Here is a 16,644-nt window from a genome sequence, read left to right as displayed (position 1 = left end):
TGACAGCCAAGGTGCGGCTGTGAGGAGAGTTATAGGACTGGCTTACATTTTAGTCAACAACAAATTTGTACAAAATCAGTACTTGCCTGCAAGCACGATCGGATGGACGCTAACGACCTGATCGCGATCAAATTCGACTGGCTGATTCGGATTGTGTTGGTGGAGCACCAATTTGTTCCCGGTCCATCCAACGAACTCCTTTACGAAGCCGTGCGGCGGCGCCCCGTCGTCATCCCTGGGGCGGATCTGTACAATGACGTCGTCGCCTCGACGCGCAGGCTTGCCAGGGTGAACGTAGACGACCTCGCCGGGGCGATATCGAGGCGACATCGATTCGCCATCAATGAAGACGCTATAGGCGTTCGGAACGTTCACAAGTGAAGGAGGGCAAGCGACATAGTCGAGCACCGACCCATTAAAAATGAATTCTCCGTCGTCGCCACCAACCGCCTCGCCGAGAACTGGAAGCATCCGACCAGGCTTCGTTACCGGCAAGACTGGATCGAGAATGTGAGCATTTGGTAGCGGATCAAAGTCCTTCGCCGCTTTTGGCTCTTTCTCTCGCGCTGCCTGCTTCAGCATTGCGATTGTTACCTTCCTTGTCCCCCGTTGCACGGCCTCGGCGCCTGCCTCGTACATGAGGTTGCGCATCTCATCCTCAGAAATATTCAGAATGTGCGCCAACTCTCGCCACTTACGCGGCTGAGTGACCGAGCCGGTAAAGAGCGCAGAGATCGCCTGCTGAGACATACCGAGTTGGTCTGCCAGCTCGATCTGCGTGATCCCCAGCTCGTTTGCTTTCGCTGTTAGCGTCTCAGAAAGGCGCGACATAGAAGATATCTCCAAATTTATTCAATGCATTACCATTTTTTTTCGCAAAGCACAAACCAATTGAGTTGACATTGGTATTGGTAATTTGTATTGGTACAAGCATCGAAAGACGTAGCCAACACCATCACCTACCAATTTTAGGCAGCATGAAGCAGCCAACAGAAATAAGCCCAAGGGCATGTAACTTTTAAACCGCCATTTAAAGGAGTGCAGATGCGGCAATCTAGGAAAAGGAAACACCACGCCAGAAGAGTTTCAGCGAAGAAAGGCCGAGGACCGCCCAGAAGATGATGAAGCCGCCGACAAGGCGGCTTTACTATTTGTAGAAGCTCTTTTCAAAACGAGGGGAACCATAGTGAGAAACTTCATCCAATCATCGACGACATAAAAACAGCGCCGCTGGCTATCCGCCGGCAGGCGCTTTTTTGCGTTCCAATAAAAAACAACCCCCTCTCTCCGGCTGACCGCAAAGGCCGGCACCACCCGATTATCAGCTTGGAGAGGGGTTCCTACTAGCTTCGGGGAGGAGACCTTCTGCCGCTAGGCAGGGATCAACCCGAGCGTTCGATACTGCCACCACAGCAGCGCGAGATGTCTACCAACGTTTCGCAAATTTGTCAAGACGTGTCTGCCTTATTGTCCACACGACCATCAGGCAGACACCCGCTCCGAAAGGACGATGACATGAACAGCTTCGACGTCACGAATCGTCAGCGAACCGCCGGCATAGCGGTCTATGGTTGCCTGCCGATCTGCGATCGACATCAACCGACCGACCCATCCGTAGCCGCCCTTGGCGTGAACCATGACCTCATGACCGGGGCGCGGCCAGATTGCCGGATCAAGCCAAGCTTTCGCGCCGATCGGCAAAGCTGGCTCCATGACTTTCGTGTCTATAACGATGGCGTAGCGGCCTTCAGGGATGCGCTTTCGTCCCTGGTTGAACGCCTCAAACACGTACTTGCCATCTTTTCTATCTGTAACGCGCCCGTAGGTGCGCACGCGAGTGAAGACGGACAGCGGCGTTTCCGTGGTGTCAGCTGCCTCATCGACGATCTCCTTGACAGAGTCCTCGGAAATTCCAAGAAAGTCGGCGATGCTTGCAAAAGCATTTTGCCGCGGCGCGCTTCCTATTTTCCACCGGCTGAATGTCTGCTGGATCCAGTCATACTGATCGGCGACTTCGCGATCAGTCATTCCGCGCCGCTCCTGCTCGTCGACGAGCATCTGAGCCAGACGTGTCCTTTTGGGCATGCTTCACCATTAGGAAGGAGGGTAAAAATCTTGACAAATTTGTAAATAGTATATAGAGTGCGTTTGTAATTGCAAGACCGCCCTAGTAGTTTTCTAGGGGCACCACACCTCCACAAGAGGAGACCGATATGAGCCAATTGAGCGAAACCGTCGCAGGCAGCCTGAAAGCCATCAGAGACATTAACGACAATATCGAGCGCCTGCGCAAAGAGGCTAAGGCCGCACGTGCGGCAGCAATTGAACCGTTCTTGGAGTCGCTGGCTGCCACCGGTGAAGTTTCGTTGATCGTTGTATACGGGTATACGCCCGGATTCAACGACGGCGAGCCATGCGTGCATTCATCCAGCTGGCACGTTAACATCGAAGGAGCCCAAGACGACGATCTCTTCGACCTAGATCTCGACCTTGATCTACCTGAGGAGATTACCAAAGGTCTGAAGCCCGACCGTAGTTGGGATTCCGCAAAGAGCGACTACGTGACCAACGTCAACGCCCGCGCAGAAAACATTGCTCTGTGCCGCAAACACGGCCATATGTTTTTGAAGCCGTCCGACACCATCATGAAAGCAATCTCCGACGTGATCTACGACACGATCGAAGAGGAGAAGGGGACCAACTACTACGTCACCTACACCCTCAAAGACGGCAAGTTCGAAAAGTCTGAAGGATATTACTACTGCGGCTACTGATCGAAGCGTACAGGGGACAGACATGAAGACCATTGTCTTCAATAGCTGCAAGCCTGTCGTTACCAACCTCGGAGATACCGCCGAGGTTGGAGACTGGCCTGCAGATGACTGGAAATATGCCGACGTGCACCACGTATATCCGCGAACGACTGATCTGGTTAGGAAAATAATCGACACAGCACCAATCACAGGCCGCTTTAGGCGTGTCTTGATAGATGTGAAGGTCCAGGATCTGACGCCAGACATCTATTCGTGCATTCCAGGTTGGCACTTGGATGGCGCGTTTCCAGACGAGGCCGAAGAACCCGATAACCATCACCTGTTCGTCATGAACGGCCCGATGACGGAATTCATCGATGAGCCAGTGAAGTGTGAAATAGGTGAGCCGGTCGACATGAAGTCAATACTTCAGCAGATTCCACTCGACGTGAAGGTTACGACCTGCGCGCCGAATGCGATCACCACTTTCACGAGCTTCGACTTCCATCGTGGCGTCAAGGCGGACAAGCCAACGCGCCGGCTGCTAGTCCGCCTGACAGAGACCAACACGGTGCTAGCCTACAACAAGCCGAAGGCGCCGAGCATGGGTGCCCGCGCAATAGGAGTCTAGAGAAGGCCTTCCCTTTCCAGCATTCAATACCAACCGCCGCATTGTGGGCCACCACAATAGGGCATTCACCACAAGAGGAGACTAGATGACACAGATCACCAGCACAATGCTGGCTGATATGCACGCGCGCCGTTTGAGCGGCGAGGGCTTCGCAGATATCGCCAGATCCTACGGTCTCAAGCAGATGACCGTCTACCAGGCTATGAGACGCAAGTATGGCCTCGATGCCTATCGCCTCACTTCCGCCAATGACAACCATCCTGACCGCGCTACTCGCATGTCGGCACACAACGGCGGCTGCTCGACACTGTCTGGGCTTATGCCTGTTACCGTGCCGATGGTTGCGGACACGCCAGCAGAAGACGACGCCGACATGGCGGCCGGCATTGCCGTTAATGAATACATGCTGCAGCAGGTGGCGGCATGAGCGCCAGGGCAGAAGATGACTTCATCAGCATGGGCGACATCGTCGAGCACAAGATGAACACCGACGTGCTCGGTATCGTGATCGGGATTGCGGGGAGCTTGATCTACATCCGTACCAGCCCGTCACTCGCAACTCTGGCATTCCACGAGTGGGAACTGCGGATTGCAGAAAAGGAAACGCCACCTTCCGATAGTGCAGAGACGCCGATTCCACAGGCCGACAACGTCATCCAGGTCGATTTCACCAAGAAGCGACCCTTGAACAAGAACACGAAGACGGAAGGAGCTGCGTGATGGGCAAGTTTAAGATTGGTGACAAAGTTCGAGTGATCGACGCTGATGGCGGCGGCAAGTTGGGTGACGTGTGCACCGTAACTAAAGAGGGCTCTGGTGGATTTTACCACCTTGATGGTCTGTCTTATGGCGCAGAAGGTCTCTATGAGCATCGCCTCGAACTCATCCCCACCACGGCCACCACATGGAAGCCGAAGGTCGGCGATCGGGTGCGGGTGGTGAAACACTGCAATTACCGTGGCGAACGGATATCAATGTGCGCGCCGATTGGATCTATCCAGACTATCACACGAATTAGCTCTGTTCTGGAAGATGAAGGCATTGTCACTTTCGAAATCACGAACGGCGGCGGCAACTTCTATACACCACTCAATGTCGAACCGCTGCCCGTTGCCGCGGAAGCGCAAGAGGCAGCGTGGGTGCCGGCTGTTGGAGATCGGGTACGCCTGACAAAAGACAACGGCATCAACGGTGAGTTTGGCGCCGCAGGCGATGAGGGCGTTATTCGTTCCTTGAACAGAAAAGATGTTGTAGTCGGCTTCGATACTGGCAAGCAGAAAGGTAACTGGTGGTATGTTCCGTTTAGCGGCATGGAACTCGTCATGGCACCTCTCCAGATCGTAGCCGGCAAATACTACCGTACGCGCGACGGCCGCAAGGTCGGGCCTATGAGATTTAGCGGTGACGGAGACCAGTACCGTTTTTGGGCTGGCGCCCCAGGTTTTGCTCCTGATAACTGGTATACTCAGTTTAATAGCCACTGGAGCAAATACGTCGGCAGGACGAACATTGGCGACGGCGAACGCAATGATGACCTCATCGCCGAATGGGTAGACGAGACGGCCGTTGCAGTTGCGGCAAGCAACGACAACGCGGCACCGGCCAAGTTCAAGGTGGGGGATGTGGTGCGCTCCCTTGTTAAATGGTGCGACACCGATCCAGGCGACCTGATGACTGTTCTTGAGGCAAAAGAGAACGGCATATGGGCCAAGGATAAGTTAGGCGACAACGTTTACATGTCGAACAGTGAAGTAGAACTCGTCACCACCCAACCCACCGCCATCGTCGCCCTGATCGAGAACGGCCAGCCGAAGCCGTCGACGCGGCCGTATGTGCACGCAACTGTCGAAAGTGCGACGAAGGAAGCCAACCGTCTCGCCAGCGTCCACAAAGGCCAGGAGTTCGGCGTTTATGTCCTGCAGTCGACGGCCAAGGTTGAGAAGCCGGCCGTGACCTACCTACACGAATGGCAGCGGCTAGCGGCAAACGGCGACCGTGCAGGCGCAGAGAAAGAGCTTCGGCAGGCAGCGGGGCTGCATCTGGCAACGGCAAAGACCGCAGTCGATGACTGGGTAGCGCGCTCCGGCATTCGACCTTGGACGAACGCCGCCTAACCACCCACCATCCACCACAACAAGCCGTGCGCCGACCAAGCGCACGGCAAGAGGAGACATTTATGAATATCTTCAACGAGATCGTAGCCGAAGAGTATGCCAACGATACCAAGCTCGGCATGCCGTCAACAGACGCGGCCCATCATTCGCGCCGCATGAATGTCATGTCGAAGATGACAGGCGGCAATGGCTTCCGTATCCCCGCCAAACAGCCTGCTCCTCGCGCCAATGGCAAGACGCGAGGCGAAATGAAGCGGGAAGCGCGCGAACGTGCCAATGCCGCAGTAAATGAGGCTCGTGAATTGCGGTTTCTGCATAGTGCTGCTCGCAAGCGCATCACTGGAGAAATTCAGCGTGCCGCTACTGGGTTCTTGGCCACCATGCAGGCCGCAGCATGACCACCCAAAAACCCCGCATCCTGCCGCCCATCACCGGCACGCCTCTCGACTTCGTGCCGATCGACGCGCCAGTGCAGAAAATCACGCCGACTCGCTACCGCATCAACCCGCTCAAGCGAGGTCTGGCTGCAGGCGGATGGTGCATCTCTATTGCGGCTGCACTGTTCATCCTGGTCGTTACCACCGGCGTTATCTAGGAACCACCACAAGCTGAGGAGACCTCATGTCTGTTTTCGACAGATTGAAATCAAGCAAACGCACAACGCCTCCGGCGATCGCCATCTACGGCACGCCAGGCGTCGGCAAGACCAGCCTTGCTGCGGAATTTCCAGATCCAATTTACCTTTACGTCGAAGGCGAGGAGCCGCCGGACGGCGTCGACCTGCCATCGGATGAGATCACGTCTTTCGCCGGTCTGCTGGACACGTTCGCCGACCTGCTTAACGAAGAGCATCCATTCAAGACCGTCATCATCGACAGCCTGGACAAGGTCGAGCCGATGGTTTGGGCGGCAACGTGTCAGCGCAACCAATGGGACTCCATCGACAGCAACGACAAGGGTTCTCCTACCGCATTCGGCAAAGGCTACCTTGCGGCCGATGTCGAATGGGGCGAGTACCATGAGGCGATAAGCGCCTTGAATCGAGCCGGCCTCTATGTCGTGCAGATCCTTCACAGCGAAACCAAGCGCCACGATGATCCGCTCGTCGACGCCTATGATCGCTACCGTCCGAAGCTCCAGAAGCGAGCTCTCGAGCTTGTCGTCGAGAACTGCAAGGCGTTGCTGTTCCTGAACCGCCGCACGTCGGTCAAGCGGGTTGAGGCCTCATTCGGCGGCAAGAAGACCAGCAAGCCGGAAGGCATGTCTGGCGCTGAGCGCATTATTCACACCGACGAGCGGGCCGGTTTCTACGCAAAGAACCGTTTCAAAGGTGCTCCTGCGCAGATCACCTACCGTCCTGGCCAGGGGTTTGCGGAGCTGTCGAAGTACTTGATGACGACGGCAAACGACAACTCGGCATCAACTGAAGCGGCATAACCATGTTCCACCAAGAACAATGGTTCGCTTGGTTCCCAGTGAAGGTCCGTACGCGCAATGGCCAGCGCTGGGCATGGCTTGAATTCGTGCTGCGCGAGTGCGCACACACCGCATATGGTAGCGGCGACTGGCGCTACTATTCCCTCACCAACTAACCACCACAGAAGGAGACTACAAATTGGCCAAGATCGGCAATAACTACCAGGCAGAGTACGAAAACACCGAAAAACAGGGCGGAGGAGGCGACGTCCTTCCGCACATGTACGCTCGGCTCCAGGCTGAATCCATCAACCTTCCCGACACAAAGGATGGCAAGGGAACGCAGGCCGATATCACTTTTGAGATCATCGAGCCGGCCGAGTTTGCCCGCCGTACGTTCCGCGAATATTGGACCATCGTGCATGCCGACGGATACCAGAACGGATCCTACAAGTTCGGCAAGCCGCGCTTCGACAGATTCGGCCGCGCCGTTGGTGAAGAGATCACCCATGAAACCGACACTGACGACCTGATCTTTAAGTCGTTCGTTGCTGAGATCGGCATTCAGATCGGCAACGCCAATCCTGCCGGCGGGTTCTACCGGGACAAGAACCAGATTGAGCGGTTCTTCTATGACGACGACAACGCAAAGGAGCCGATTCCAGAGCTCGGCGTCATCGGCGACGGCACGCAAGGCAAGAAGCGCAATGAGGCGGCGCCTGCTGCGGCCAACGACAACCGACAGCCTGCACAACAGCAGCAGCGGCCGGCACAGGCTGCGGCGGCAACGGGAAGCCGCCCTTGGGGTAAGAAGTAATGGGCTGGCCGCAACTGGTCATCATTGCTCTGTCGGCAATGGGCGTTGGCATCAACATGGCGAAGCACGGCGAGCCGCGTAAGGGCAAATTCAATTTCTGGATCGCCCTTTCGGTTGCCGCCATTGAAATGGGCTTGCTCTACGCCGGCGGCTTTTTCGGCTAATCCTGACTAACGGAAGCTATCACCAAAACAGCTTCCGTTTCCCGCGCCATCTTATTGCAACGCAATAGTTTGGCGCGGGATTTTCACCACTTGAAGAGGAGACAATAATGATGAAACGTATTGCGCTGGCCGCCGTTGCGGCAACAGCTATCCTTGCGGGCTGCACTGATGCCGATATTGCATCAAGCAACATTTCAAAGGCCGCCGACAATTTCGAGATCGTGCGGCGCGTCGTCTTTTACAACGGCATCACCGACAAATACGTTCTGACCGTAGAGGGCCGATGCTCGCTGGGCAACTTCGACGCAAGCCGAGAGCTGACGGTAACGTGCAAGACCGGCCCGAACACCTACAAGAAGCACTTTCTCGGCCTATCCGACAACGTGACCTATTTCGCCGAGCAGTTGGAGCCGGCGGAGGCCAGCGCGTATCACTACCGCGTCACGTTCAAGCCGCAGGCGATCATTCCTGATGTGGACTTCCGCGGCGATGAGCAGGAACTTTTGAAATAACAACACCAGCGGCCGGCAACCAACCGGCCGCATTTCACCACAAGAGGAGACCACATGAAACTCACCATTGAGCGTGCCACGCTTGCGCGCCTGCTTGCCAATGTCGGCAGAGTCGTCGAGAGCCGGAATACGATTCCCATCCTTGGCTTCGTTCTTCTTGAAGCCAGCCAAGACGGTCTGCGCGTGACCGGCACGGATCTTGATATCGTAGCCACGGATCGTGCTCCAGCCGAAACAACCACGGACGGCGCCATTTGCGTTGACGCCAAATTGCTTTCCGACATCGCCAAGAAAGCCGGAGGTGATATCTCAATCAGCCTTGAGGCTGACAAACTCGTAGTAAAATCAGGCCGCAGCCGTTTCAGTCTCCAGACGCTCCCCGCCGCAGACTTTCCTTCCCTGGATGGCGGCAAGTTTGATGCCAGCTTCGAAATCGACCTTGCGGCGCTGTTCGCGCCGGTGGCGTTTGCGATCAGCAATGACGATGTGCGCTATTATCTGCAAGGGGTATACTTCGCCAGCAGCGAGGCTGTGAGCGTTGCGGTTGCTACTGACGGCCATCGACTGGCGCGCCACAAGGCGGCAAGCCTCGGTACATTTCCTGGCGTAATAGTGCCTAAGAAAGTTGTCGGCTTGCTCCCAAAAGGTGTCGCGGCTGTATCCGTCTCGACGACAAAGATCCGCATTGCCATCGGCGACTTCACATTGGTATCCAAGCTGATCGATGGGACATTTCCAGACTACGAGCGCGTTATACCACGCGAGAACGAACTGGCCGTTACCGCCGACAAGGCCGAGCTCTTGCGCGCCGCGGATCGCGTAACGACAGTTAGCAACGAGCGTGGTCGCGCTGTTAAGCTTTCCGTTGCCTCTGGATCTATTGGCCTCTCAGTCCATTCTCAAGTCGGAGATGCTCAAGACGAGGTTGCAACCGAATATAGCGGCGAGCCCGCTGAGATCGGATTCAACTCTGTATATTTGCGAGACGCCCTTTCTGCCATGGCCGACGGGCAAGTTACGCTTTCTCTGCGTGATGCTGGCTCGCCAGCATTGTTGACAGGGCAGTCTGAAGCGCTCGACATCACACTGATGCCGATGAGGGTGTAGATCGTGGAAATTACCATAGATTACCTACGCCTTCGCCTACGCTACGACCCAGAGACAGGAAAGTTGTTCTGGCGAGAAGCTTCTCCAGAACACTTCAAGCTTCGTAGGACGCACCTCGCGTGGAATACGAGATTCGCCGGTAAGGAAGTAGGCGCAAAGCTTAACAACGGATACCTGTATCTGAACCTGAAGAAGAAAGTGATGCTCGTGCATCGCGTTATTTTCGCAATGGTGCATGGCTACTGGCCGGAGCAGGTTGACCACGAAAATCACGTCAGGACAGACAACCGACTTGTAAACCTGCGCGAGGTAAACCACAGCGGCAATGCGCAGAACACGTCGCTTCCATCCGACAATACCAGCGGTCGCATAGGAGTCTATTGGTTTAAGCAGCGACGCTGCTGGTACGCCAGAATTAAGGTCGGCGACAAGAACCATCACCTTGGTTACTTCTCGGAAAAGCAAGACGCCATCACCGCAAGAGAGAAAGCCGAAAAGCATTTCGGCTTTCATCATAACCATGGGCTACCGGCTAACGACAATATCCTCAAGCAGGTGGCCGCATGACCTCTCTCGCGGCACAAGAAGGCAGGCTGTGGCGGCCCGCCAATGGCACTGATGGAATGGATTCCCAAGAAAAATGGTGCGCGCATTGCCTTAACCGAAACGGCGATGGCGATTGGGAAGACGAATTCGGCGACGAAGTCGATGGCGCGTGCCCGATACAGGATCAGATGTTCTGGTCGCCCAAATACCAACCGCCCGAATGGATCATCCGCGACGGCATGCCGTGGTGCAAGGCGTTTCGCCAGGACCCGGAGAGACCGGCGCGCTGCCTTTTTACGAAGGAGATGGATATATGAAAATCATTGCAAAAGACAACTTTGATCGCGAGAGCGTAGCTGACATTTTGGTCGCCGAAAACGTGCCTGAATACTACGCGCCACGGATTGCGAGCTTCCTGCAAGAGACACATGGCGGCGAGTACGCCTCGCGCTTCTACGAGGCCGTGGGCGACGACTACCGTCTGTGGCGCGGCATGGAAGAGTTTGTTTGATGGCTCCCATTCCCCGTCCAACGCCCTCAACCGTACGCCTCATCTACGAGGCGTACGAAGCCGCGGCAGAATACTGGGACTCGTTGGGCATCAGTGTCGGCGAAGCCAACGATCCATGCGACCGCGCACTCTGGTATTCGTTCCGCTGGAGCTCGCCATTAGAGCGTCACACTGGCAAGCAGCTGCGTCTTTTCCAGACCGGTAATATTGAAGAAGAGCGCCTTGTCGAAGACCTTCAGCGTATCGGCATCGAGGTATTCGGACAACAAGACAAGATCCGTCTGGTTGGCGCCCACGTCCGTGGAAAATGCGACGGTCGTGCATTCGGTATTCCAGAAGCGCCGAAGACCGAACATCTGCTGGAATTCAAAAGTGCGAATAAGAAAAATTTTGCGATCATTGAAAAGAAGAGATGCAAGGAGGGGAAGCCACTTCATTATGGACAGTGCCAGCTAGGAATGCATGCGTTCGGCCTGACGCGCTGCCTGTATCTGGTCAGTTGCAAGGACTCCGACAGCCTCTATGCCGAGCGCATCGAATATGACGCAGAATGGACAATTAGGCTGCTCGCTCGCCTCGAGCGCATAATCAATTCGCCAGAACCGCCGTCGCGCATTTCTGACAAGCCTGATTGGTTTGAATGCACATTCTGCCGCCACAAGCCAATCTGCAAAGAAGGCGCATGGCCGCGCGTGACGTGCCGCTCTTGTCTGTTCAGCACGCCTGAGATGGGCGGAGACGGTCATTGGTCTTGTTCCAGATTCGCGAAGCCATTGAGCTTCGACGAGCAGAAAGAAGCTTGCCCAGCCCATTTACACGTACCAGCGCTCGTGCCCGGCCGTCAGATTGATTGCGACGAGGCCGCCGAGACCGTTACATACGAGTTGAATACGGGCGAGATATGGACCGATGGCGCAAGCCGCGAGGAGGTCGCGTGAGCAAGAAGCCGCGGCCGATATGCCCTATCTGCGGCGAGCGAGCACAACGCACAATGACGCAATACGGCCGACGCCATGATTGCTGCGGGCTTTGGTCATGGGGAAACAAGCCGCTAGCTGACGCCGAGACGCACGAAGCTAGGAAGGAGGCGCATCGTGTCTTCGATCGGCTTTGGAAATCTGGACACCTATCGCGAGGCGAGGCTTACCGAGCCTTGTCTTGGTCGACAGGCTGGCCAGAGAGCGACTGCCACATGATGCATATGCCGAAGGAGCGGGCGTTATTAGTGCCCGCCGCAGTCCAAAAGATTTTGGCTGTTATCAGCGGCGCCACCAACGCCTAACCACCCACACCACATAGAGGAGACCACCAATGACCACGCCACCCGACGCAGCAAAAGATAGGCCAGCCGCTTTTGACGACCTATTGGTGAAGGCACTTCCCAAGGTGCGCAAATATGCGCGCCGCATGACCGCAAATGCTGATGAGGCGGAAGCCGTCATAAGCGATATGATCGAGGCCGTTCTGCGCAACTGGCGATCGTACCGCGAGGACGGAAATTTCGAGAAATGGTGCAAGTTCACCATCAGGTCAAAGGCTCAGTCGCGCCGGCTGTCGCCTTCGCGAAGGTACGAGCACGTCGATATTTCCGACGTCGACATCCCGTCTCCAGCTACACAAGAGACTTCCGCAATCGCCTCTTCAACGCTGAGAACCATTGCTGGCATTGGTGAAGGGTCCGAAGAGCTGATGCTCTTTGCGATCGGACACAGCCAGAATTCTATCGGTCGGATGGCTGGCCTCACAGGCGAGCGCATTTGTCAGCGCATCAAGGCGGCGCGGGCGCAGTTGATGGCGGTGGCGTGATGCGCATTGTGACCGAACCAGAATTCTATGGCCGCATTTGCCAAGTGCTTTCTGCGGACACGGACGACATCGACATAGGCAGCGTCACAGGGCCGGGGAGGTCTGGCGCGATTGCGGCTGTTTACGCCAGCCATCTCCTTGGCATTCCGTTCATACCATTCGGCTCCAGGTGCCCGACGCATCTTGGGAGGTTGCTAATCGTCGACACAGCTAAGGAGAGCGGAGCAACATTACGCAAGGCAGAGCGAAAGTATGCTTACGCCGATCCCATTGTGATCGCTTGCTACCATGAGCCACCGCGCGTTGCGTTCTGGTATGAGGCTGGCAAGCCGCAACGGTATCGACACGAGAACGATAACCGAGCGCGGAGGGTGGCGTGATGCCCTTCTCCCCGCGCTATTATCAGATCGAAGCCGTCGACGCTATTTTCGACTACTGGTCGGAAGAGGCGGGCCACCCGCTCGTCGAAATGGCTGGCGGCTCCGGCAAGAGCGGCACAATGTCCATGCTTATCCAGCGACTGCTCGATGGCTGGAATATGCGCATTCTCTCATGCGTTCATGTGGAAGAGCTCGTTGAAGGAAACTTCAGGGAGTTTATTGGCATGAATCCCTTTGCCCCCGCAGGCATCTATGCGGCAAGCCTTGGCCGGCGGGACAGCCGTGCGCAGGTGCTGTTTGCGCAGTTGCAGACGGTTTGGGATAAGGCGGCGCAGATCGGCCATGTCGATGTGATGATCATTGACGAAGTGCATCTCGTTCCAAACGACGGGAACACGATGTATCGCAAGCTGATCGCTGCGCTTCTCCTCATCAACCCAGACATGAAGATCGTTGGTTTTTCGGCAACTCTCTATCGCCTCGATTTCGGCAGGCTTGATGAGGGTGAGGACAGGCTTTTCGACAAGACCGTCTACACGTACGACCTGGCGAAAGGCATCGAGGATGGATACCTAACTCGCCTTACCAGCAAGCCGTGCGATTTCAGCTATGACATGAAGGGCGTTCGCCGACTCGGCGGAGACTTCAAGAAATCAGACTTGGCAAAAGCCACAGATAAGGAAGAGCTGACGCGCGCCGCTGTGGCGGAAATCATGGCTGCAGCTCACGCTGAGAACCGCACGACTGCAATCATATTCTGCAATGGTATCGACCACGCCACCCATGTCCGCGATGAGATCCGTTCCTACGGAAAGTCCTGCGAAGTACTGCATGGCGGAACGCCGAAGGGCGAACGTCGAAAGATTATCGAGGACTTGAAGTCTGGCCGCCTGTGGGGCTGCACGAACGATAACGTTCTGTCCACAGGCACAAATATACCGCGCGTTGATCTGGTCGCCGACTTGGCGCCGACGGAATCGACAAACCGCTATGTGCAGCGTGCCGTTCGCGGAACGCGCGTGGTTTGGCCTACAGGCTTCGACCCAGATTCGACTGACGCAGAAGGCCGCAAGGCTGCGATTGCGCGCGGACCTAAGCCTAATTGTCGCTACATGAATTTTGCCGGCAACATCGAGCGCCACGGTCCTGTTGATTGCGTGCAGCCGAAGAAGCCGGGGAAGGGGACCGGCGAGCCGCCAATCAAGCTCTGCCCGCAATGCGAGGAGATTTGCGCAGCGAGTGCGCGCGTATGCCCGAACTGTGGGCAGGAGTTTGAGTTCGTCGAGAAGCCAGGATTTACGGCAAAGCCGACCGATGTTGCGATATTGGCTACGGTTGCAGAACCCGAATCCCGCATGGTCTCGTCTCGCACCTTCCGCATACATCCTGGCAAGGACGGGAAGGCCGACAGCGTCAAAATCACGTACCTATGCGGCATGACGTCGATAAACGAGTGGGCTTGCCCTGGTCATAAAGGCTACCCGAAAACGAAGAGCGATAGGGTATGGCTTGCTCATGGAGGATCCAGGCCATTTCCGTCATCGGCGCTTGAATGGCTCCAAAGGCAGGATGAGCTAGTTGACACGGTTGAAATCCACGTCAAGCCCAACGGCAAGTATTGGGATGTTGTCGGCCATGTCGCCGGCGAGCGTCTTGCCGAAAACGATAACACGCCAGCTGCCGCAAATGACAATGCACCCGCATCTGTGAAGACGAATATGCAGGATTGGGAATGGGAGATGGACGATTCCGTGCCCTTCTGATCCTTGACAAATTTGTAAAAAGTTTCTACCGTGCAGATACCAAACCACCACATAGAGGAGACTGCATGTTCGTCGTTTTCGACCTTGATGGGACTCTGGCTGACATCAGCCATAGAGTTCATTTCGTGCGCGGCACGCAAAAGCCCGATTGGAAATCTTTTTTCGCTGCGTGCGTTGACGACATGCCGCACCTGCACGTTATAGCAACATTCAAGGCCCATCTGGACGCCGGCCATAAGGTTCGCGTCTGGTCGGCTCGATCCGATGTCGTGCGCCGTCAAACTGAAGACTGGCTCGACCGTCATGGCATCGACCCATGCTTCCTTCAACACATGCGTGCGGACGGGGACAATACTCCTGACGCGGTCCTGAAGCGCCATTGGCTGCATCAGGAAGAGGTAAGGCCAGACATCGTCTACGATGATCGCCAGCGCGTTGTCGACATGTGGCGCGCGGAAGGCATTCCTTGCTTTCAGGTCGTGGCCGATTGGGAAGGTGACGGACGCAAGATTGCGCCGGCTACGGACGGCCCACTGCTTACGCTGATGGTCGGGCCAAGCGGCGCTGGCAAGACTACATACGCCAAGGGACTGCCAGGATACATCTCGAGCGACGAACTGCGCGCCGAATACACAGGCGATCTCCGCGACCAATCTCGCAACGACGACGTGTTCACGGCTCTGCACCGCATCGCCAAGGCGCGTCTCGACAGTGGCCTGCCGGTATGCATCGACGCAACCAACCTCAGAAGACGTGATCGGCTAGCGTGTGTTGCGTTGGCTCCTGTGGGCGCGCGCATCTCTTACGTTGTCGTGGATAGGCCGCTATTCGATAAGGTGAGGCACGGAGGCTGGCGCAATGATGTGATGGTTGGCGAGAAATCGCTGGTAGAGGCACATCATGAGCGCATGCAGTCCAGTTTGCGTGACATCTTGGCCGGTGACGGACTGCCAAACGTCCACGTTATTGACCTTCGGGTCAACGACTGGAGGGCGGCAGCATGAGCCACGCCAGCATCAACAATATCAACGACGTCCTGCCTCATATTGAAGGCCGATCTGATTTCATTGTTGCGCATAAGGATGGCTACAGCGTCATCGACTACGTTTATTCGCTCGCTGACAGCTTTGATGACTCTGTTCGCGTCGAGTGCCGCGGATTGAAGTTCGCACCTGACGGCGGCATCTTGGCTCGGCCTCTGCACAAGTTCTTTAACATCAACGAGCGCTCCGACACGCAGTCTGGCGTTTTGGATTTCACCGAGCAGCACACCGTCATGGAGAAGCTTGATGGATCCATGATCCATCCTGCCATCGTCGGCGGCGAAGTCGTGTTTATGACGCGCATGGGTCGCACAGATGTTGCGATGAAGGCGGAGCGGCATCTGACGCCTGATGTGGAGCGAGGCTGCCGCACGCTGCTGCGCAATGGCTATACGCCTATATTTGAATGGACCGCCCCGGATAACCGTATTGTTGTTCGATACGATAATAGCCGCCTGACGCTTCTAGCCATTCGCGAGACTATCAGCGGTTCCTACACCACTCGCTATTTCTGCGAGTCATGGGCTGGATACATGTGCATGCCTATCGTCACCATCCACAATTCCAGCCACACCACCGGCGAAGGCTTTGCAGCATACGCGCGCACCGTTCTTGGAATGGAGGGCTTTGTCGTCCGATTCGATAACGGCCTATGGGTCAAGGCGAAGGGTGACGATTACGTCCTGAAGCACAAGGCGAAAGACAGCATCCTACAGGAAAAGAACATCCTGGCGCTTGTGCTGTCGGGTGGCCTTGATGACGTCTTGCCGCTTCTTGACGAGCCAGACGCAGATGCGGCGCGATCCTACCGCGATGCTGTAGAGGCTGGCATTGCGCGCACTGTCGCCGAACTCAGCCGGTTTGTTGCGGCAAACCAGAACGTGCTGCAGAAAGAATTTGCGCTCGATCACGTTAGGCGATTGCCGAAGCTGTTGCAGCCATTGGCCTTCACCATCCGCAAGGGCGTTGATGCCGGCGAAGCTGTGCGAGCCCGCATCATTGCGGGCGCAACCAGCCAAGCCGCCGTTGATGAACACCGAGAACTGCATAACGCCCGATGGGCAGCCTAACCACCCACACC

23 protein-coding genes are annotated in these 16,644 nt (G+C 56.1%); 21 read left to right on the top strand and 2 right to left on the bottom strand.

Going from position 1 to position 16,644, the window contains the following annotated elements; translation table 11 throughout:
- Positions 1 to 75 precede the first annotated feature (75 nt).
- Both AAE029_RS20245 and AAE029_RS20240 read right to left on the bottom strand, forming a co-directional pair.
- Positions 76 to 831, bottom strand: coding sequence for a helix-turn-helix domain-containing protein (locus AAE029_RS20245; protein ID WP_371074678.1), 756 nt, complete (start codon positions 829 to 831; stop codon positions 76 to 78).
- 651 nt (positions 832 to 1,482) lie between these two features.
- Positions 1,483 to 2,028, bottom strand: coding sequence for a hypothetical protein (locus AAE029_RS20240; protein ID WP_371074677.1), 546 nt, complete (start codon positions 2,026 to 2,028; stop codon positions 1,483 to 1,485).
- A 185-nt stretch (positions 2,029 to 2,213) separates the two neighbouring features.
- Here AAE029_RS20240 and AAE029_RS20235 point away from each other — a divergent pair, with 185 nt between their 5' ends.
- From AAE029_RS20235 to AAE029_RS20135, 21 genes are all read left to right on the top strand, one after another.
- A complete protein-coding gene (locus AAE029_RS20235) occupies positions 2,214 to 2,774 on the top strand; it encodes a hypothetical protein (protein WP_371074676.1) in 561 nt (186 codons plus the stop codon).
- Between the two features lie 22 nt (positions 2,775 to 2,796).
- Positions 2,797 to 3,384 carry a hypothetical protein gene (locus AAE029_RS20230; RefSeq protein WP_371074675.1) on the top strand — a complete coding sequence of 196 codons (588 nt, stop codon included), beginning with the start codon at positions 2,797 to 2,799 and terminating at the stop codon, positions 3,382 to 3,384.
- 85 nt (positions 3,385 to 3,469) lie between these two features.
- On the top strand, positions 3,470 to 3,811 hold the full coding sequence (locus AAE029_RS20225; RefSeq protein WP_371074674.1) for a hypothetical protein: 342 nt from the start codon (positions 3,470 to 3,472) through the stop codon (positions 3,809 to 3,811).
- Complete coding sequence (locus AAE029_RS20220) at positions 3,808 to 4,104, top strand: hypothetical protein (RefSeq protein WP_371074673.1); 297 nt, start codon at positions 3,808 to 3,810, stop codon at positions 4,102 to 4,104. The genes AAE029_RS20225 and AAE029_RS20220 overlap by 4 nt, the downstream gene beginning before the upstream one ends.
- Positions 4,104 to 5,498, top strand: coding sequence for a hypothetical protein (locus AAE029_RS20215; protein WP_371074672.1), 1,395 nt, complete (start codon positions 4,104 to 4,106; stop codon positions 5,496 to 5,498). The genes AAE029_RS20220 and AAE029_RS20215 overlap by 1 nt, the downstream gene beginning before the upstream one ends.
- A gap of 62 nt (positions 5,499 to 5,560) precedes the next feature.
- A complete protein-coding gene (locus tag AAE029_RS20210; protein WP_371074671.1) occupies positions 5,561 to 5,896 on the top strand; it encodes a hypothetical protein in 336 nt (111 codons plus the stop codon).
- Positions 5,893 to 6,093 carry a hypothetical protein gene (locus AAE029_RS20205; RefSeq protein ID WP_371074670.1) on the top strand — a complete coding sequence of 67 codons (201 nt, stop codon included), beginning with the start codon at positions 5,893 to 5,895 and terminating at the stop codon, positions 6,091 to 6,093. Before AAE029_RS20210 ends, AAE029_RS20205 begins: the two co-directional genes overlap by 4 nt.
- 26 nt (positions 6,094 to 6,119) lie before the next feature.
- The gene (locus AAE029_RS20200) at positions 6,120 to 6,935 is read left to right on the top strand and encodes an ATP-binding protein (RefSeq protein WP_371074669.1); all 816 of its coding nucleotides are present in this window, start codon (positions 6,120 to 6,122) and stop codon (positions 6,933 to 6,935) included.
- 178 nt (positions 6,936 to 7,113) lie between these two features.
- Positions 7,114 to 7,731 carry a hypothetical protein gene (locus tag AAE029_RS20195; RefSeq protein ID WP_371074668.1) on the top strand — a complete coding sequence of 206 codons (618 nt, stop codon included), beginning with the start codon at positions 7,114 to 7,116 and terminating at the stop codon, positions 7,729 to 7,731.
- Entirely contained in the window at positions 7,731 to 7,895 is a 165-nt protein-coding gene (locus AAE029_RS20190) for a hypothetical protein (protein WP_371074667.1), read from the top strand. The genes AAE029_RS20195 and AAE029_RS20190 overlap by 1 nt, the downstream gene beginning before the upstream one ends.
- 107 nt (positions 7,896 to 8,002) lie before the next feature.
- Positions 8,003 to 8,407: a hypothetical protein gene (locus AAE029_RS20185; protein WP_371074666.1), complete on the top strand. Its 405-nt coding sequence runs from the start codon at positions 8,003 to 8,005 to the stop codon at positions 8,405 to 8,407.
- A 54-nt stretch (positions 8,408 to 8,461) separates the two neighbouring features.
- On the top strand, positions 8,462 to 9,514 hold the full coding sequence (dnaN, locus tag AAE029_RS20180; RefSeq protein WP_371074665.1) for a DNA polymerase III subunit beta: 1,053 nt from the start codon (positions 8,462 to 8,464) through the stop codon (positions 9,512 to 9,514).
- Positions 9,515 to 9,517: 3 nt separating this feature from the next.
- A complete protein-coding gene (locus AAE029_RS20175) occupies positions 9,518 to 10,081 on the top strand; it encodes an HNH endonuclease signature motif containing protein (protein ID WP_371074664.1) in 564 nt (187 codons plus the stop codon).
- Entirely contained in the window at positions 10,078 to 10,377 is a 300-nt protein-coding gene (locus tag AAE029_RS20170) for a hypothetical protein (protein ID WP_371074663.1), read from the top strand. The genes AAE029_RS20175 and AAE029_RS20170 overlap by 4 nt, the downstream gene beginning before the upstream one ends.
- Positions 10,374 to 10,571, top strand: coding sequence for a hypothetical protein (locus AAE029_RS20165; protein WP_371074662.1), 198 nt, complete (start codon positions 10,374 to 10,376; stop codon positions 10,569 to 10,571). The genes AAE029_RS20170 and AAE029_RS20165 overlap by 4 nt, the downstream gene beginning before the upstream one ends.
- Entirely contained in the window at positions 10,571 to 11,509 is a 939-nt protein-coding gene (locus AAE029_RS20160) for an oxidoreductase (protein WP_371074661.1), read from the top strand. Before AAE029_RS20165 ends, AAE029_RS20160 begins: the two co-directional genes overlap by 1 nt.
- Positions 11,473 to 11,853 carry a zinc-finger-containing protein gene (locus AAE029_RS20155; RefSeq protein ID WP_371074660.1) on the top strand — a complete coding sequence of 127 codons (381 nt, stop codon included), beginning with the start codon at positions 11,473 to 11,475 and terminating at the stop codon, positions 11,851 to 11,853. Before AAE029_RS20160 ends, AAE029_RS20155 begins: the two co-directional genes overlap by 37 nt.
- A gap of 29 nt (positions 11,854 to 11,882) precedes the next feature.
- The gene (locus AAE029_RS20150; protein ID WP_371074659.1) at positions 11,883 to 12,377 is read left to right on the top strand and encodes a sigma-70 family RNA polymerase sigma factor; all 495 of its coding nucleotides are present in this window, start codon (positions 11,883 to 11,885) and stop codon (positions 12,375 to 12,377) included.
- Positions 12,378 to 12,756: 379 nt separating this feature from the next.
- Positions 12,757 to 14,520, top strand: coding sequence for a DEAD/DEAH box helicase family protein (locus AAE029_RS20145; RefSeq protein ID WP_371074790.1), 1,764 nt, complete (start codon positions 12,757 to 12,759; stop codon positions 14,518 to 14,520).
- Between the two features lie 65 nt (positions 14,521 to 14,585).
- A complete protein-coding gene (locus AAE029_RS20140; protein ID WP_371074658.1) occupies positions 14,586 to 15,524 on the top strand; it encodes an AAA family ATPase in 939 nt (312 codons plus the stop codon).
- Complete coding sequence (locus AAE029_RS20135; protein WP_371074657.1) at positions 15,521 to 16,633, top strand: RNA ligase; 1,113 nt, start codon at positions 15,521 to 15,523, stop codon at positions 16,631 to 16,633. Before AAE029_RS20140 ends, AAE029_RS20135 begins: the two co-directional genes overlap by 4 nt.
- Positions 16,634 to 16,644: the final 11 nt, after the last annotated feature.

It is taken from the genome of Sinorhizobium sp. CB7 (assembly GCF_041357635.1).
Classification (GTDB): Bacteria; Pseudomonadota; Alphaproteobacteria; order Rhizobiales; family Rhizobiaceae; genus Rhizobium.
This window is presented reverse-complemented; position numbering and strand designations above follow the sequence as displayed.

What these genes read in the sequence shown, in the direction of transcription:
- AAE029_RS20245 (WP_371074678.1), bottom strand. Translation starts at nt 831, where the DNA reads ATGTCGCGCCTTTCTGAGACGCTAACAGCGAAAGCAAACGAGCTGGGG.
- AAE029_RS20240 (WP_371074677.1), bottom strand. Translation starts at nt 2,028, where the DNA reads ATGACTGATCGCGAAGTCGCCGATCAGTATGACTGGATCCAGCAGACA.
- AAE029_RS20235 (WP_371074676.1), top strand. Translation starts at nt 2,214, where the DNA reads ATGAGCCAATTGAGCGAAACCGTCGCAGGCAGCCTGAAAGCCATCAGA.
- AAE029_RS20230 (WP_371074675.1), top strand. Translation starts at nt 2,797, where the DNA reads ATGAAGACCATTGTCTTCAATAGCTGCAAGCCTGTCGTTACCAACCTC.
- AAE029_RS20225 (WP_371074674.1), top strand. Translation starts at nt 3,470, where the DNA reads ATGACACAGATCACCAGCACAATGCTGGCTGATATGCACGCGCGCCGT.
- AAE029_RS20220 (WP_371074673.1), top strand. Translation starts at nt 3,808, where the DNA reads ATGAGCGCCAGGGCAGAAGATGACTTCATCAGCATGGGCGACATCGTC.
- AAE029_RS20215 (WP_371074672.1), top strand. Translation starts at nt 4,104, where the DNA reads ATGGGCAAGTTTAAGATTGGTGACAAAGTTCGAGTGATCGACGCTGAT.
- AAE029_RS20210 (WP_371074671.1), top strand. Translation starts at nt 5,561, where the DNA reads ATGAATATCTTCAACGAGATCGTAGCCGAAGAGTATGCCAACGATACC.
- AAE029_RS20205 (WP_371074670.1), top strand. Translation starts at nt 5,893, where the DNA reads ATGACCACCCAAAAACCCCGCATCCTGCCGCCCATCACCGGCACGCCT.
- AAE029_RS20200 (WP_371074669.1), top strand. Translation starts at nt 6,120, where the DNA reads ATGTCTGTTTTCGACAGATTGAAATCAAGCAAACGCACAACGCCTCCG.
- AAE029_RS20190 (WP_371074667.1), top strand. Translation starts at nt 7,731, where the DNA reads ATGGGCTGGCCGCAACTGGTCATCATTGCTCTGTCGGCAATGGGCGTT.
- AAE029_RS20185 (WP_371074666.1), top strand. Translation starts at nt 8,003, where the DNA reads ATGATGAAACGTATTGCGCTGGCCGCCGTTGCGGCAACAGCTATCCTT.
- dnaN (WP_371074665.1), top strand. Translation starts at nt 8,462, where the DNA reads ATGAAACTCACCATTGAGCGTGCCACGCTTGCGCGCCTGCTTGCCAAT.
- AAE029_RS20170 (WP_371074663.1), top strand. Translation starts at nt 10,078, where the DNA reads ATGACCTCTCTCGCGGCACAAGAAGGCAGGCTGTGGCGGCCCGCCAAT.
- AAE029_RS20165 (WP_371074662.1), top strand. Translation starts at nt 10,374, where the DNA reads ATGAAAATCATTGCAAAAGACAACTTTGATCGCGAGAGCGTAGCTGAC.
- AAE029_RS20160 (WP_371074661.1), top strand. Translation starts at nt 10,571, where the DNA reads ATGGCTCCCATTCCCCGTCCAACGCCCTCAACCGTACGCCTCATCTAC.
- AAE029_RS20155 (WP_371074660.1), top strand. Translation starts at nt 11,473, where the DNA reads ATGGACCGATGGCGCAAGCCGCGAGGAGGTCGCGTGAGCAAGAAGCCG.
- AAE029_RS20150 (WP_371074659.1), top strand. Translation starts at nt 11,883, where the DNA reads ATGACCACGCCACCCGACGCAGCAAAAGATAGGCCAGCCGCTTTTGAC.
- AAE029_RS20145 (WP_371074790.1), top strand. Translation starts at nt 12,757, where the DNA reads ATGCCCTTCTCCCCGCGCTATTATCAGATCGAAGCCGTCGACGCTATT.
- AAE029_RS20140 (WP_371074658.1), top strand. Translation starts at nt 14,586, where the DNA reads ATGTTCGTCGTTTTCGACCTTGATGGGACTCTGGCTGACATCAGCCAT.
- AAE029_RS20135 (WP_371074657.1), top strand. Translation starts at nt 15,521, where the DNA reads ATGAGCCACGCCAGCATCAACAATATCAACGACGTCCTGCCTCATATT.